This is a genomic window from Salegentibacter profundi, assembly GCF_054121475.1.
On record NZ_JBSYGG010000005.1, the window covers coordinates 43,292 to 61,100 of the forward strand.

At 41.2% G+C, this 17,809-nt stretch carries 10 protein-coding genes; 5 read left to right on the forward strand and 5 right to left on the reverse strand.

Annotation, left to right across the window (positions count from 1 at the left end; all coding sequences use genetic code 11):
* The first annotated feature begins 39 nt into the window (after positions 1 to 39).
* Entirely contained in the window at positions 40 to 630 is a 591-nt protein-coding gene (locus ACW6NC_RS08810) for an acyl carrier protein phosphodiesterase (RefSeq protein ID WP_457865306.1), read from the forward strand.
* 188 nt (positions 631 to 818) lie between these two features.
* Here ACW6NC_RS08810 and ACW6NC_RS08815 read toward each other — a convergent pair whose 3' ends face one another.
* The 5 genes from ACW6NC_RS08815 to ACW6NC_RS08835 form a co-directional block, all read right to left on the reverse strand.
* Positions 819 to 1,844 carry a M12 family metallopeptidase gene (locus ACW6NC_RS08815; RefSeq protein WP_457865307.1) on the reverse strand — a complete coding sequence of 342 codons (1,026 nt, stop codon included), beginning with the start codon at positions 1,842 to 1,844 and terminating at the stop codon, positions 819 to 821.
* 449 nt (positions 1,845 to 2,293) lie between these two features.
* On the reverse strand, positions 2,294 to 3,766 hold the full coding sequence (locus tag ACW6NC_RS08820; RefSeq protein ID WP_457865309.1) for a hypothetical protein: 1,473 nt from the start codon (positions 3,764 to 3,766) through the stop codon (positions 2,294 to 2,296).
* An 88-nt stretch (positions 3,767 to 3,854) separates the two neighbouring features.
* Positions 3,855 to 5,246 carry a hypothetical protein gene (locus tag ACW6NC_RS08825; protein WP_457865310.1) on the reverse strand — a complete coding sequence of 464 codons (1,392 nt, stop codon included), beginning with the start codon at positions 5,244 to 5,246 and terminating at the stop codon, positions 3,855 to 3,857.
* Positions 5,247 to 5,411: 165 nt separating this feature from the next.
* Positions 5,412 to 7,076 carry a hypothetical protein gene (locus ACW6NC_RS08830; RefSeq protein WP_457865312.1) on the reverse strand — a complete coding sequence of 555 codons (1,665 nt, stop codon included), beginning with the start codon at positions 7,074 to 7,076 and terminating at the stop codon, positions 5,412 to 5,414.
* 226 nt (positions 7,077 to 7,302) lie between these two features.
* Positions 7,303 to 8,319 (reverse strand): response regulator transcription factor, encoded by a 1,017-nt coding sequence (locus ACW6NC_RS08835; RefSeq protein ID WP_457865314.1) that lies wholly within the window; start codon positions 8,317 to 8,319, stop codon positions 7,303 to 7,305.
* Between the two features lie 425 nt (positions 8,320 to 8,744).
* Between ACW6NC_RS08835 and uvrA the strand changes: the two genes are divergently transcribed.
* The 4 genes from uvrA to ACW6NC_RS08855 all read left to right on the forward strand — a co-directional run bounded on the left by uvrA (position 8,745) and on the right by ACW6NC_RS08855 (position 17,778).
* Entirely contained in the window at positions 8,745 to 11,576 is a 2,832-nt protein-coding gene (uvrA, locus tag ACW6NC_RS08840; RefSeq protein ID WP_457865316.1) for an excinuclease ABC subunit UvrA, read from the forward strand.
* A gap of 17 nt (positions 11,577 to 11,593) precedes the next feature.
* A complete protein-coding gene (locus tag ACW6NC_RS08845; protein ID WP_457865318.1) occupies positions 11,594 to 12,283 on the forward strand; it encodes an LOG family protein in 690 nt (229 codons plus the stop codon).
* Positions 12,284 to 12,360: 77 nt separating this feature from the next.
* Positions 12,361 to 15,171, forward strand: a complete 2,811-nt coding sequence (locus ACW6NC_RS08850; RefSeq protein WP_457865319.1) for a metalloprotease — start codon at positions 12,361 to 12,363, stop codon at positions 15,169 to 15,171.
* A gap of 204 nt (positions 15,172 to 15,375) precedes the next feature.
* Positions 15,376 to 17,778, forward strand: coding sequence for an alpha-ketoacid dehydrogenase subunit alpha/beta (locus ACW6NC_RS08855; protein WP_457865321.1), 2,403 nt, complete (start codon positions 15,376 to 15,378; stop codon positions 17,776 to 17,778).
* Positions 17,779 to 17,809: the final 31 nt, after the last annotated feature.

Genomic DNA, 17,809 nt, shown 5'->3' on the forward strand with positions numbered 1-17,809 from the left:
ATTAAACAGGAGAAATCCAGAATTCATTAACTTTCATCAATGAACTACCTGGCCCACATATATCTGTCCGGAGGGGATAATGAGTTGAAAATCGGCAACTTCATAGCAGATTCTGTGAAAGGAAAGGACTTTTTAAATTATCCCGGTAGAATTCAGCAGGGAATAATATTGCACAGGGCCATAGACACCTTCACCGACCTGCACCCGGTTTTTGGTAAAAGCAGAAAGCGACTTTTCCCCGGCTTTCGTCATTACAGCGGGGTGATCGTGGATGTTTTTTACGACCATTTCCTGGCTGCCAACTGGGAAAGATTTTCTGAGGAGCCCCTGGAGTCCTATACCAATAATTTTTATGATTTGCTTAAGAAAAACTGGGAATTTCTCCCCATTCGGGTCCAGAATTTCTATCCCTATATGGTTAATGATAATTGGTTTCTACGGTATGCCACAGTTGAAGGTATAGAAAGAATATTGGCTCAGATGAGTCGAAGAACCAAATTTATTTCCAAGTTAGATCTTTCTATAAGGGAGCTAAAAATATCTTACGAGGACTTTGAAAATGAGTTCCTGGAGTTTTTTCCAGATCTTATGGATTTCACTTCAAAGGAAATTAAAAAATTAAAGGACTAAGGATTTTCCTGTATTTTTCACTTTTTTTATCACCGATTTTTCCACCTAAATTTTTATGAGATTTTTTGGGGAATATTAACACAATTTTGTGTAGAACGGGATTCCCCAATCCTAATTCCAAAAAATGTTAATAAATAAAAAGGCCCGGAATTTTCCGGACCTTTTTGCTTATAATTTGGATTCTGAGCTTATGCCCAGTACCAAACGCCATCAATTAAATTTAATTGTCTCCAACCAAACTGGGTTTTGAGGTACCAATTATCATACATACGCAAAACGGTCACACCATTGATGGTATAATATTCTCCGTTTTGGTAAGTTGGTGAAGTTTCACCTCCAGGATACATTGCAGCAATTCCCTGCTTATCTCCACTGGAAAGTTGAGTTCGTTGTACATTATAGGTACTCCCATTGGTCTTGGTAATAGTAGGCTCACCATTTTTAGAAAAGGAATATGAACCATACATCATGATGGAGCCTAAATCCAGGCTGGAAGTGTATTCATCTCCATCAAAACCACCCTCATCATAGGTATGGAAATTATGCTCGGTTCCACTTTTTACATTATCATAATGAACGGTAATATAGTTATTTCTATCGGCCCGACTTTGCTCGTGCCAAAGACCTACAGCATGTCCTATCTCATGAATAGTGTTACCGGTGGAACAGCTACTAGAAAGTGTGATATTCTGTTTACCTCCGATCATACCCACATAAGAAGAACATCCAGAGCCAGGAGTGAAGTAAATATAATTTGACTGTCCTGATCTTTCGATAAACTCAATGTTGGTATTGGCTTCCCAGTGTTTCAGGGCATCATACACTCTATCCTTACTGGGTAAACTACCGTCTATGGCATAATAGACCTTATTATCTGGCCATAATCCGTTGGTACGGCCTACGCTTTTAAAGTCTACTTTCTCACCTTTTTCATAAACCAGTTTCTGAGGCTCAGCACTGGTTAAATGCGCGGGAATCATGATATCCCCCTGGTATACATAATCTTTACCGTGTTTCTCAACCGGGATCTTTTGGCCGGTATAATACACATCGGATACTGGGCCGGTTTTGTCGGGATAGGCTATCTCTGTAAGTGATTCACCGACTTCCTGGGTCCCTGTTTGCGTTTCTGCTTCTTCCGTTTCGTTGATGGGATCTTTACTACAGGCCAGAATCGCTAGAACCGATAGTAACATAAATTTGCTTTTTCTCATAAGTAGGGTTTTTACCTAAATTTTGATTTTAATGATTTTAGTTAAAATTTACTTACCCAGGTTTTACAAAGGTTATTCCAAAAATTTTCAGAAAAACACAGTCTAACCATTTAATAGTCAGTTTCCTACAAAAAATAAATCGGATCAAGACATTCACTTATCCAGGGGCAAGGATAGCATCTGATCCGATTATTCATTTCTTTTATAAAACTCACTGAAAATGAAGTTGTTACAACTGGAAATCAATCAATAAACTTTGTAATTCTCTGAATTTGACCCTACTAACATAATAAACTCTTTATTTTAATAAAACTTTTTGAAAATTTTAACAAAAAAAGCTGTTCGGAATATCCGAACAGCCTCTTCTACTATCACCACAAAGGATGATAATAAAAACTAACCAGTATATTAGTCACCCCCCGGTTAATCAATAACTGGTTAGTATGAAATTAAATTACTGGGCAAACATTTACCCGCATATCCAAATCAAATCCTAGGGTGTAATCACCCTCGATAGTCATGGTTGCAGTGCCTTCATTATCGAAATCAAAACATTCTATATAGTCTCCAATAATGACTTCGGTCCCATCAACTAAGTAAGCATCATTGGCTACATTCATGGTGATTTCAATAATCACATCGCCGTTAGCATCAACACTTACTCCTACATTTCCTACTGCAGTACCATCAACAAGTAATTGGTAAGGAAATTCATCACTCACATTTTCTTCACTGAAGGTGGTAGTCTCACAACTACTTGTTGTGTCAGGATCTGGTAAACAAGGAACGATAACCACTGCCCCACAGGTTGGATCAGGATCATTTACACATCCTTCTGCTTCTTGTGCGTCTATAATCCCATCACAATCAGCATCAGGCTCCTGATCGGGATTGTATAGATCAGGACAATTATCCTCAGCATTAGGTACTCCGTCTCCATCGCGGTCTCCCTCAGTTCCGTTGCCACCACCGTTATCATCATCGCCACAATTGAATCTGGCATGGTGATATTCCACGGTTTCACCATCATCATTAAGATTCGCCCAAATATCATTTCGGCTTAATGAGCCTTCGATAGGATCCATCTCCGGAGCCTCATATACCCCATCGAAATCCTCCAGGGTGAGACTATAGTAAATGTAATCTTCATCATCTCCATAGGAAGCAATATTTGGCAAGGCAAAACAGATAGGTTTTGCTGATGGGTCTTCTCCTGTAAGGTCTACCTCATTGATCATACCCGTGTATAATTCAGTACCATCTTCCAACCAGATATCGACTGAGAAACGGGCAGGAAAGTGGCGACCATCATCATCGCAATAGTTAGCAAAGAAGCAGAATTCAAAAGCTTCTTTTCCTATAATATCAAAGAACAGGTAACCATATTGATTCACCATTCGGTCATCAAAACAAAGCACCTCGACATCTACATATTTCTTTACTCCTGCTCCAAGACTAATGTCAAGTGGAAGTGGGCTGTCTACAAAATCGTCCAGGTCGCCTCCGGTTGTTGGGGCAAGCCAGATACGGTCCCCACCTTCATTGAACACCGCGAAATAAGTTAGCACATAATCCCCGGGAGTCAGTTCAAGATCCGCAGATTCCTCAGTGAACCATACATCTTCTCCATCTTCCTGTATCGGGGTGGGATTTACATTAACCACTAAGGGTTCCTCCATGGTTCCAACGTTCTCATCTCCGGTTAGCACCACTTCTACATAAGCAGGTTCATCATCGACACAACCAGGTATACCTAAATCTACCTGCTGTCTGTTACTGTTTACAAGATCATTTAGGACAGTACCAAAGGATAAAGTAGCTTTGGCTTCATCCTGTAAAACATCGGTTTCTTCTTTACTACATGAGGTAAATAACATCGCTATAATTGCAATGGCCCCCATATACTTATTAAAATTTTTCATAATTAAATAATTTAAGAATGGTTATTAAAGTGTTTGGTAATCATTAAATTAAAAGGGAAAGGCGCACGCCGCCTTTCCCTTTTCTATCTTAGTCAAATTCATGTAAATCAATTGCACCACAGGCAACAGGAATTCCGGGAACATACTCCCCGTCTACAGTCATCCCGTGGATATTGATAGTTCTGTTCTCCAGTTGTCCTAAGGCTGTTAATTCATCAGCGCTAAGGTTAAACTCCCGGTTATAATTAAGTGATCCCCACATAGAGTGCGCCAGAGGCCATTCTCCGTTTTGCTTTCTCAAGGCAAAGACTGGTCCTCCAGAATCCTCACAATCATCTCCGGCATGGATATGCTGAGGATGGGGACGGTCCATACCTCTTTCGAGGTTAGTTGCCATCACCGTTGCTCTCAACATATCGTCATCAAGCTTAAAATATGCAAACCCAAATACCTCAGATCCATTTTCAGGATATAAACAGGCTTTATAATGTTTGGCATCTTCTCGGGGATCCTGGAAAATTGGAGGTTCATCTCCGGTTTCACAACCTTCACGGAAATGCCAGTAATCGAGGTTATCCTCTCCATCAAAGAAGCTTTTTACTTCCTGGTCAGAAATACTACCTACTCTAATGATTTCCTCTTCTACATTTCCATAGGCGTCAGAACTCAACAGTGTGATTTCGTAATAGTACTCATCATCTCCGCTGGTGTCTGGTAAGGCCATACACAATGGTGTGCCTGCCCAGTCTCCATCGCCGTTTAATTCCACGCTATTGCCTAGATCATCATAAAGCTGAGTTCCTTTTTCTCCATCTTCCCAAACCCATACATCTACGCTAAAGGCAGCAGGATAGTGTCTTCCACTAGGAGGACAGAAGTTTCCGAAAATACAGAACTCGATGGCTTGTTTCCCGATAATATCAAAGAAAAGGTATCCGTATTCATTGACCATGCGGTCATCAAAACAGAGTACTTCTACATCAACATATTTTTTAACTCCTGCTCCAAGATTAATATCAAGGGGTAAGGCATTATCTACAAAGTCAGCCAGATCACCGTCGGTGGTAGGTGCAAGCCAAATCATATCCCCTCCTTCATTGAAAACAGCGAAATAGGTCAGGGTATAAGATCCTGGTGTTAATTCAAGATCTCCGGATTCCTGAGTGAACCATACATCCTGTCCATCTTCCTGAATGGGAGTGGGATTCACATCGATGACCAAAGGATCTTCTTCGGTACCGATATTCTGGTCTCCGGTGAGAATTACTTCTACATAGGCCGGTGTGTCGTCAACGCAGGTTGGAATACCGAGATCGGCCTGTTGCCTGCTAGTGGTCACAAGATCATTAAGCAGTGTTCCAAAAGAAAGAACTGCCTTCTCACTTCCGTTGTCGATCACCGGGGTTTCCTCCTTGCTACAGGAGGTGAAGAGCATCGCAAAAATAGCGAAGCCTCCAAGGAATAGTTTAAAGTTTTTCATAATAAATACATTAAGGTTAATAAATAATCGAATGGTTAATAAAGTTATTAGATGGCCGGTTGGCCTTTGAACTTTCAATAATCGTAGTGAATTATGCAGCTGATTAATCTCCGGCTCTCCGAAATTATGGAGAACCGGATATTAATTTTTACTTAAAAATTTCTGCTAGTCGTCATCACCAGGACACACATCTAGATGGACAGCCAACCAGAACTCTCCGTCACCGGAATATTCAGTATCCCAGCTAAAGCTGTCGTCAAATGCGGGAAGATCATTTCCGAATTGTCCCGGAGCCGTTTTTTCTGGCCAGGTATCATCATCGAAATATAAATGGCCTTCTGTGGCATCAGCACCATCGCAAAGATCGATTTCGACATCAACTTCACCTCCCTCGACCTCAAGGGTAACAACCCCAACAAGAACTCCTTTTTCGAGATCATTTTTACCGGCAGCGGCATAGATATTATATTCATAGACACCATCTTCATCGTTAAAATTAAGTGCCCAACCCCATCGGTTGTTACCTATTTCAAGATCCTGGAAGGTGTAATCCCCTACCATAAAGGCGGTTTCACATTGACCAAGATCTGTTTCGCAGTCGTCTCCGTTTCCATTGTCATCTTCAAGACAATCCGGGATGCCGTTTTCATTATCATCAAGGGTATCGTCTTCATCTGGACAATTATCACAGGCATCGCCCACACCGTCATTATCCGTATCATCCTGCTCCTGATTATCTACAAACGGACAGTTGTCACAAGCATCTCCGTAGCTATCATTATCATAATTTTCCTGACCTGGATTGTAAACATTCGGACAGTTATCATCGTCATTTGGCACATCATCATCGTCATCATCATTTGGTGGCGGAGGTGTATCGCCGCAGTTAAAACGAATATGCTCGAAGTCTACTCTATCAGCTCCATCAAAATTGGCTTCAATCTCATTTCGGCTAAGTGAGCCACTTTCCGTAAAATCTCCTACGGTTCCATAGACGCCATCCCAAGGAAGTAAGGTTACCTCATAATGGATATACTCATAATCATCTCCGTAAGAGGCGATATTTGGTAAGGCCAGGCATAATGGCACGGCAGAGGGATCTTCTCCTTCAGTAGATACGGTATTGGTCTCTCCTTCATAAAGAACAGTGCCGTCATCCAAAGTAATCGTAACTTCATAGTAGCCTGGATGATGCCTGCCGTCCTCGTCACAATAGTTCACGAAGAAGCAGTATTCAAAGGCTTCTTTTCCAATAATATCAAAGAATAAATAACCATATTCATTGACCAGACGATCATCAAAGCACAAGACTTCGACGTCAACGTATTTCTTAACCCCGGCACCAAGAGAAATATCAATTGGCAAAGGAGTATCTACGAAATCCTCAAGCTCGCCATCGCCATCTGAGGTCGGTGCAAGCCAAATCAGGACATCGTCCTCACTATACACTGCAAAATAAGTAAGCTGGTAGTCTCCGGGAATAAGCTCTAAATCGGCAGATTCCTCAGTGAAATAAACCATTTCTCCATCTTCTTCGATAGGAGTGTCATTTACCGGAATCATCAGTGGATCGCCCATAGACCCCACATTTTCCTCTCCGGTCAGCACCACATGTACATAAGCCGGTACATCTCCAGTACAAGTAGGGATTAAATCACCCACGGTTTGTTTAGTGGCATTATCCATCAAATCATTCAGTGCAGAAGCAAAAGAAAGCGTCGCTTTTTCCTGGTTTTCGGTAATCGATGGGTTGTCCTCCTTACTACAGGAGCTAAATAGCATTGCAATGACTGCAATTGCTGAAAAGTAATACCTAAAGTTTTTCATCATTAAAGATTTTTTAGTTAATAATTATTTTAGAATGGTTAATACTATATATAGAGGTCCCCTTCCGGGTATGCTCTCAGAAATTCGGTAAAACTTATTGGGGAAGTAAACACGCAGATAAGATGGAAAGTGGGGTGACTATCTTATCTTCATTTGTCTTATAAAAGTAGATTAATACATGGCGGAGCACCATGGGGGAAATCCCGTAAAATTAATTCCGGCGTATTTATTAGGCCGGTTGATAATCAATTAAATTATGATTAATGGCATAAATAATACTTTCAAGGATCGTTTCGGAATTTGTTCTTTTTATGATATTGGATCGATGTTTCTCTATGGTTTTTGGAGAAATAAATAAAGCAGAAGATATATCCTTTGTCTTATAGCCCTTGATCAATAACTGGATGATCTCTTTCTCTCTTTTGGTAAAGCTAAATTCCGGAATATTACTGTTCTCCTTAAAACAATTCTCCACCAATTCTGAATTTGTCCCGAGTTTAGGATTTACCACGACCTCATCGCCATTGAAATCTATTATCATTATAAAATGATTCCCGGAGTTCTTATTGAGTTTGGAGAAGCTTATTTTTGCATCGCGAACCTTATTGGATCTGAGAAGAAGCGCGGTTTTTGTCGATGCTTTCATATGCTTTCCTCTGCCAAAATTTCTCAGGGCGTTTTTTACTTTTGCCTTATTCTCACATTGCACCAGATCGGTAAGTTTTAGCCCCTGGGTTTTAGCTATTCTAAAATGCTGTTTGAAGGAATCATTCATCGCAATGATATCATCCTGCTGAAGCAGTACTACAGGTTTAGCCATAAGGTTAAAAAGCCCCATAAAGGAATCTTTCCAGAAATTAGAAAGGGAATTATTGGCAAAAACAAGTTTTATAATTTTTCCGCAAAGAGACTGTATAGAGGAAGAATAAATAAACTCGTCCACTACTCTTCTAAAGCGACTTTCAACTTCCATTTTTAGGTTTTCTTCCGCATAAACAATAAGCCAGGCTTTGTTTAAAAAATGAGTGGATTTAAAATTTGAGATATTTTTAAAGTTCCTTCCGGATCTGTATGAGGCATAATCAATTAAAATGATATCCGGTAATAAATTAAGGGCCGTATTGAATCCTGTATGCAGGGAAGGAGCCGTTTTCACCTCAAAATGTAAGCTTAGTCCTTCCTCAATACCCTTCTCGAGCTCACTTCTGCTGGTAATCAACAGCAGTTGTTTTTTATCTGTAATCATTCCACAATATTTTAGGGTGCCTAGGCACTGGTTAATAAGCATTACTCTCTGTTTGGGGCAGTAGTGTATGACTTCAGGAAAGACCTGAGTCCAGCTTTCGGGGGGAATAATTAAAGATTTGGGGTAAGAAATACTATCTCAAATATAGGTGAAATTACCCATTCTTTAGAATTTTTTACTGTAATATTATACTGACAATCAGCGGCATATAATCTTGTTCTAAAACATATTTTTACAGATAAACTTGAAATTTTTGGTAAGCATAAAGTTTTGTTTAACAAGCTGTTTAGAATTAGCATTTTCTACTAAATGCTAAAAGTTGGTGAAAAAGAAGAAAAATATTACCGCTAAATTAACAGCCTGCAGAATAAGCTTTCTTTTTAGTTAGCAACACTTTAAGTACCTTTGCCCCCTTGTTAAAAAATATGGCGAAATTCGAAGAATATATAGAAGTTTTAGGAGCCCGGGTCCACAATCTAAAGAATATTGATGTAAGAATTCCCCGGGAAAAACTTGTGGTCATTACCGGTCTTTCTGGCTCTGGAAAATCCTCCCTGGCCTTTGACACCATTTATGCAGAAGGACAGCGCCGATATATCGAAACATTTTCGGCTTATGCCAGGCAATTTCTTGGTGGTTTGGAGCGTCCCGATGTAGATAAAATTGAAGGCCTGTCCCCGGTTATAGCTATTGAACAAAAAACAACCAGTAAGAATCCACGAAGTACGGTAGGTACCATAACCGAAATTTATGACTTCCTGCGACTATTATATGCCCGGGCAGGAGAAGCCTATAGTTACAATACCGGGGAGAAGATGGTAAGCTATACCGATAACCAGATTAAAGACCTGATCCTGGAGGAATTTAAGGGGAAAAAAGTCACTGTTCTGGCCCCGGTTATCAGATCAAGAAAGGGGCATTACCGCGAGCTTTTTGAACAGATCGCCAAGCAGGGCTTCATAAAAGTTCGAACTGACGGGGAGGTAAGGGATATTGTTAAAGGGATGAAGCTGGATCGCTATGTCACTCACGATATAGAAATAGTGGTCGATCGCCTGAAGATAGATGATAAGACCGAGTCGGATAAGCGCCTGGATGAGAGCATAAAAACGGCTATGTATCACGGAGACGATGTGCTGATGATCATGGAGCAGGAAACCGGAGCACTTCGATTCTTTAGCCGAACCCTGATGTGTCCAACAACAGGAATTTCCTACCCTAATCCTGAACCCAACACCTTTTCATTTAATTCACCCAAAGGCGCCTGTGAATCCTGTAATGGAATAGGTACCTTATTCAAGGTTAATATCGATAAGATCATTCCGGATCCTAAAAAAAGTATTCAGAACGGTGGTCTTGCTCCCCACGGTCCCCAAAAGAAGAACTGGATATTTTCACAACTGGAATTAATTGCAGAAAAGTATGATTTTAAGCTTTCAGAGCCTATTGGTAAAATTCCCAAAGCGGCTATGGAGCTCATCCTTTTTGGGGGTAAGGAAAAATTCTCCAAAGAATCCAAAACCCTGGGCATCACCCGCGATTTCAAGATAGATTTTGAGGGGGTAGCTACATTTATTGAAAATACCTATTACAATAATGATTCCACCTCACTTCGGCGTTGGGCCAAGGAATATATGGATAAGATAGAATGTCCTAAGTGCCAGGGAACCCGTTTAAAGAAAGAGTCTCTTTATTTCAGAATTCACGATAAAAATATCGCCGAACTGGCCCAGATGGATATCAGTGATCTGGCCAAATGGTTCAAAGGACTGGAGAAGCACCTCAGCAGTAAACAGCATCAAATCGCCTCGGAGGTCATTAAGGAAATACGAACCAGGATCCAGTTTCTGGTAGATGTGGGACTTACCTACCTGGCCCTTAACAGGGGTTCCAAAACGCTTTCAGGTGGAGAAGCCCAGCGGATCAGGTTAGCCACCCAAATAGGATCTCAGCTCGTTGGGGTCCTCTATATTTTAGATGAACCCAGCATCGGCTTACATCAGCGCGATAATGACAAGCTCATCAATTCCCTGGTTTCTTTACGAGACCTTGGGAATTCAGTGATCGTAGTGGAACACGATAAGGATATGATTGAACGGGCAGATCATGTGATCGATATTGGACCAGAAGCCGGAAAACACGGGGGTGAAATAATTAGTGAGGGGACCCCCTCTGAGCTAAAAGAACATCACACCCTTACTGCCGATTACCTTAATGGAACTAAAGAAATCAAGGTGCCCGCAAAACGAAGAAAAGGCAATGGAAAGTTCGTGGAATTAAAAGGGGCCACTGGCAATAACCTCAAAAAGGTATCAGTGAAAATTCCCCTGGGAAAAATGGTCGCTGTAACCGGAGTATCCGGAAGCGGTAAATCCACCCTGATCAATGAAACGCTCTACCCCATTATGAATGCTCATTATTTCAATGGGGTTAAAGTTCCCATGCCTTATACTTCAGTAAAAGGACTGGATAATATCGACAAGGTGATCGATATCAATCAAACGCCCATAGGAAGAACTCCGCGTTCAAATCCTGCCACATATACCGGGGTGTTTTCTGAAATCCGAAGTCTTTTTGCTAAAACCCCTGAATCACTTATCAGGGGATATAAGCCCGGACGTTTTAGTTTCAACGTAAAAGGCGGAAGATGTGAAACCTGTAAAGGAGGTGGTCTACGAGTCATAGAAATGAATTTCCTGCCGGATGTGTACGTGGAATGTGAAACCTGCCAGGGAAAACGGTTTAATCGCGAGACCCTCGAGATTCGCTATAAGGGCAAATCGATCTCCGATGTTCTGGAGATGACCATCAATGATGCCACCCATTTTTTCGAGGCTATTCCGAAAATTTACCGCAAACTAAAGACCATCCAGGATGTGGGCCTCGGGTATATCACCCTTGGACAGCAAAGTACGACGCTTTCCGGAGGAGAAGCCCAGCGGATAAAACTAGCTACTGAACTTTCTAAAAGAGATACCGGAAATACTTTTTATATTTTAGACGAGCCGACAACAGGCTTGCATTTTGAAGATATCAGGGTGCTTATGGAGGTATTGAATAAATTAACCAATAAAGGAAATACCGTTTTAATTATTGAACACAATATGGATGTAATTAAAATGGCTGATTATATTATAGATATCGGACCGGAAGGAGGAAAAAACGGAGGAAAGCTTATCGCTAAAGGAAGCCCGGAAGAGGTGGCCAGCTCAGGTAAAGGTTATACCGCTCCTTACCTTAAAAAAGAATTAAATTAAAGAATCTAAAATCGGATATGAGAACAAGCTTGAAGAATAAAGCCTGGAACGAAATTAAAACAAACGACTCCTGGGCTATTTTTAAAATAATGGGAGAATTTGTTAACGGTTATGAAAAACTCAGCCAAATTGGTCCCTGTGTATCTATTTTTGGCTCTGCACGAACAAAGCCAGACCAGAAATATTACAAACTTGCAGAGAAGATTTCAAAAAAAATCGTGGAAAACGGATATGGCGTCATTACCGGTGGGGGCCCAGGAATTATGGAGGCCGGAAACAAAGGAGCCCACCTGGGAGGTGGTACTTCCGTTGGCCTTAATATCGATCTTCCCTTTGAGCAACACGATAATCCTTATATCGATAATGACAAAAGTCTTGACTTTGATTACTTCTTTGTCAGAAAGGTCATGTTCGTTAAATACTCACAGGGCTTTGTGGTTATGCCCGGCGGTTTTGGAACCCTCGATGAGCTTTTTGAAGCGATAACTCTTATCCAGACCCATAAAATCGATAAATTTCCAATAATTCTGGTAGGTACTGAATTCTGGGGAGGGCTGGTTGATTGGGTACGCAAAACCCTTTTGGATAGCTTTCAAAATATCAGTGAACCAGACATGGATCTGGTCCAGGTGGTGGATACCGAAGATGAAGTCATAGAAATCCTGAACCAGTTCTACGATGAGTATAACTTAAGTCCTAACTTCTGATCATAATCAGACTTGGGATAATAAACTTTGATTATATTTAGCAAAATTCTGTTACACGCTAAATAGCCTTGTTCCCCTTGAAGTATTTTTTTTCTTATGTGCTGCTCATTACTGGAATAGGTCTGGGTTTTTCTCAAAACGCCATCACTATCAACGCGCAGTTAAACGACTCTCTGAGGACTTTTAATATCGAGCAGGAGATTACCTACATTAACCAAAGCAAGGATACTTTAAGGGAAATTTATTTAAATGACTGGGCCAATGCTTATAGCAGTAAATCCACTCCCCTGGCCCAGAGATTTGCGGAAGAATTTTCAAGGCGCTTTCATTTTTCTAAGGAAATCGAAAGAGGAGGCACTTCCATTAATTCCCTCTCTCAAAAATCCGGGGATTCCCTCGCCTGGAGCAGGCCCGAATTACATCCGGATATCATTAGAGTTGAACTCCCAGAGGCTTTAGCGCCGGGAGAAGAATTCGAAATACATCTTGATTATAAACTCAAAATCCCCTCTGATAAATTTACCCGATATGGGGTTGACAATGTAGGGAATTATAAATTACGCTACTGGTACATCAACCTTGCGGTATATAGGGAGGGTTGGCAAATTTTCAGTCACCGCAACCTGGATAATCAATTCACAAGTCCTGCGGATCTGAGCATTACCCTGAGCATTCCGCAGAATCTTTATATTGCCAGTGCACTGGCCAAAAGCAGTTCCCATACTTCTAAGGGTTTGAAAACCGTTGAGCTGGTAGGATTACAAAGAACAGAGTCCAAACTCTACCTTACCAAAAGCTACCTCTTTGATTCTGAATACGCCCAGTCCCACGAAATTCTAACTGATATTGAAGACGACGGGCTACCGGCTGTAGTAAAAGGGGTCATCCTGGACAGAATAATAAAATTCATCTATCAGCGTCTGGGGACTTATCCTCATAGTACCATTTTCGTTACCCAGGAGGATTATTTAAACAGCCCGATCTATGGGCTCAACCAGCTTCCGAGTTTTATAAGACCTTTCCCAGATGGTTTCCAGTATGATATTAAACAGTTTAAGACCATAACCAAGAACCTGTTAAAGAATTCCATCCAAGTCAACCCCAGGGATGAACAATGGGTTAGGGATGCTATGCTGGTTTCCCTGATGATGGATTATGTCGACACTTATTATCCCAGGATGAAATTAATCGGCAATTTAAGTGATATCATAGGCATTCGGTGGTTTCATGCGGCAGACCTGGAATTCAATGATCAGTACCAGTTTCTCTATATGAATACGGCCAGGCTCAATTTGGATCAGCCCCTGGCAACCTCACAGGATTCCCTGATAAAGTTTAACATAAATATTGCCAACCCGTATAAGGCCGGGGTGGGGATGAAATATCTGGAAGATTATCTGGATAGTCAAAGCATTAAACAATCCCTCCAAAGGTTTTATCAGGAAAAAAGTATGAAACCGGTTTCAGAAAAGGATTTTAAAAATTATCTGGAAGAGGCTGCTGACAAAGATATTTCCTGGTTTTTTGAGGAATATGTCGCTGAAAATGAAAAAATTGATTTCAGGATTAGTGATCTTGTCAAAACCAAGGATTCCTTAGCGGTGACAATACGCAATAAACGCAGAAACAACTTCCCGGTTTCACTCTATGGTTTAAAGGATGGCAGGATAGTCTATAAAACCTGGGTGGATGATTTCACCAAAGAGAAGACGGTGAGTATTCCACGGGAGAACATTGAAAGGCTTGCCTTAAATTATGAGGGAATAATCCCGGAGATCAACCAAAGGGATAATTATCGGCGGGTTACTACACTCCTGGATAAACCGCTTCAATTCCGACTCCTGCAGGATATTGAAGACCCCAGGTATACCCAGGTTTTTTTCATGCCGGAATTTGATTACAACCTTTATGACGGGATCTCCATCGGTCCCAAGATGTATAACAAAACCTTTCTGAATAAAAATTTTCAATTCAGTATTTCTCCAAAATACGGGTTTAACAGCAAGACCATTGTAGGTTCAGCCTCCTTACTTTATAACAAGCAATTTGAAAATAAAGAATTGCATAGTATTCGCTATGGCCTGAGTGGTTCGCGCTTCTCTTACAACTATGGTCTTTTCTATGAGAAATACACTCCTTTTCTTGGCTTTTACTTTCGAAACAAATACTTAAGGAATAATGAAAGGCAACGCCTGCTTATCAGGAATGTGAACGTAAGGAGGGATAAAAACCCTGCTGTCCCACTTGACAGACCGGATTATAATGTGTTTAATATTAATTATCAATATAGTAAACCGCATTTGGTGGATTTTCACGGGGCATCCTTTGATTATCAACTTGCTGAAAAATTCAGCAAGGTCTCGATGAGCCTGGAATACCGTAAGCTATTTAAAAACAACCAGCAGATCAATCTAAGGTTCTTTGCAGGAGCATTTATTTATAACGATAGTCAGAAAACCGATTATTTCAGCTTTGCCCTTGATCGTCCGACAGATTACTTATTCGATTATAATTATTATGGAAGAAGCCAGGGAAGCGGGCTCTTCAGCCAGCAAATCATTGTAGCCGAAGGTGGCTTCAAATCGCAGTTGCAACCCGAATATGCTAACCAGTGGCTTACCACGGCCAATGCCAGTACCAATTTATGGAAATTCATTTTTGTCTATGCGGATGCCGGTTTGGTCAAGAATCAATTTGAAAGTGCAAAATTTCTTTACGATTCAGGCATACGCGTTAGCCTGGTAGAAGATTATTTCGAAGTCTTTTTCCCGGTGTATTCGAGTTTAGGCTGGGAATTCGGCAAAGAAAATTATGATCAGAAAATACGCTTCATTGTTTCCCTGGATATAAATACACTGATCAAACTATTTACCCGACGCTGGTATTAACAAATATTTAAAGCATTGGCATATTTATAGCGATACGCGATCCAATTATGCGAAATGCACTCAAACAGTTAAACACATTCATTATATTTCATAAATAGCAATTTGAGTCTTAAAAATTGATTATTTCGTAAAATATTGAGTTTTTAATGAATTGTATATAATTATAGTTTTCGCTACATTTGTTATTCAATAAAATGAACGTTCATGCAAAGCGAAACACAGACTAAAGATTCAATTTCATTTGAAGATTTCAAAGCACAAGTGCTGGAAGATTACCGAATAGCGGTCACCAGTCGCGAATGCAGTTTACTGGGAAGACGGGAAGTGCTCACCGGGAAAGCTAAATTCGGAATCTTCGGAGATGGAAAGGAAGTCCCGCAACTCGCTATGGCTAAGGCCTTTAAAAATGGTGATTTCAGGTCTGGCTATTATCGTGATCAAACTTTTATGATGGCCATTAATGCACTAAGCATAGAACAGTTCTTCGCAGGACTTTACGCCGATAATGACATTAAAAATGAACCCATGTCTGCAGGAAGACAAATGGGCGGTCATTTTTCCACCCATAGTTTAAACGAAGACGGAAGCTGGAAAAATCTGGTGCAGCAAAAGAATTCCAGCGCTGATATATCTCCTACGGCCGGGCAGATGCCACGGCTTTTAGGCCTTGCCCAGGCCTCAAAGATCTATCGCAATGTGGAGGGAATAGATGCGGAAAAATTTTCAAATAACGGGAATGAAGTAGCTTGGGGAACAATCGGGAATGCCAGTACCAGTGAAGGACATTTCTGGGAAACCTTCAATGCGGCCGGGGTCCTTCAAGTCCCTATGGTATTAAGTGTATGGGATGATGAATACGGAATTTCAGTCCATGCCCGCCATCAAACGACCAAGGAAAGTATTTCAGAAATCCTTCAGGGTTTTCAACGCGATGAAGAAAAGAAGGCTTACGAGATCATAACTGTCAATGGCTGGGATTATGTGGATTTGGTTGAAGCCTATGAGAAAGCGGCGACTATTGCCAGGGAAGAACACTCCCCGGTGCTGATTCACGTGAAGGAACTAACCCAACCTCAGGGTCACTCCACTTCCGGATCTCATGAACGATATAAAAGTGAACAAAGGCTAAACTGGGAACGTGAGTTTGACTGTAATGTGAAATTCAGAGAATGGATCATCAGTAATGATTTCGCTACCGACCAAGATCTGGAGCAGCTGGAAAAAGAGGTTAAAAAAGAGGTTCGGGAAGGAAAAAGGACAGCCTGGCTGAACTATTCCAGCCCGATGAAAGAAAAGCAAAGAGAACTGGTTAAACTTCTGGCAGATATTTCAAAATCTTCTGAAAAAAACAACGAACTGGTTAGCCTGGCCAAGGGCCTTAAAGCCATTAAAGATCCGCTTAAAAAGGATGTGGTTTCCACAGCCAGAAAAAGCCTACGCCACCTGGTTCGGGAAGCGCCCGCTTTAAGACAGAAGCTTCTGGATTGGATTGAAACCTATGAAAAGCAGGCAAAAGATGACTATAGCAGTCACTTATATATCGAAAATTCTTCGCCTATTGAAGAAGTGAAGCCTCAATACGGGCCCGATAGTTCTGAAGTAGACGGGCGGATTATCCTTCGCGATAATTTTGACCAGATCTTCGGAAGTAAACCGGAAACCTTGATTTTCGGTGAAGATTCCGGGGAAATTGGTGATGTGAACCAGGGGCTTGAAGGCCTGCAGAAAAAATACGGTAAACTACGGGTTGCCGATGTTGGCATTCGGGAAGCAACGATTTTAGGTCAGGGTATCGGAATGGCCATGCGAGGGCTGCGACCTATTGCAGAGATCCAATATTTGGACTATATCATGTATGCCCTGCAAATCATAAGTGACGATCTTTCAACCTTGCAATACCGTACTAAAGGAAAACAAAAAGCACCCCTTATTATCAGAACCCGTGGCCACAGGCTAGAAGGTATCTGGCATAGTGGCTCCCAGATGGGAGGGATTTTAAACCTGGTCCGGGGAATTTATGTCCTGGTTCCAAGGAATATGACAAAAGCTGCTGGTTTTTATAATACCCTGCTCGAACAGGATACTCCGGCGCTTTTAGTAGAATGCCTGAACGGGTATAGAATAAAAGAAAAGATGCCGCAGAATTTAGGCGAAATTCGCACGCCTATCGGGAAAGTGGAAACCATAAAGGAAGGAAAGGATATTACCCTGGTTTCCTATGGCTCCACTTTAAGGATCGTAGCGCAGACTGCCTATGAACTGGAAGATTTTGGTATTAGCGCTGAAGTGATCGATGTACAAAGCTTACTCCCATTTGATCTGGACCATGAAATTGTTAAAAGCGTCGAAAAGACCAATCGTCTTCTTGTTATCGATGAAGATGTTCCGGGCGGAGCTTCAGCATTTATCCTTGATAAAGTGCTTAATGAGCAAAATGCCTACAGGTTCCTGGATAGCAAACCCGATACCTTAACGGCAAAAGAACACCGTCCAGCCTACGGGACTGACGGAGACTATTTTTCAAAACCTTCTGCAGATGATATTTTCGAAAAGATATATGGCGTTTTCCACGAAGTAAATCCGGAAAAATACCCCAAACTCCGATAAATAAAAATTAATTAGTTAAAGGTGAAAAGCC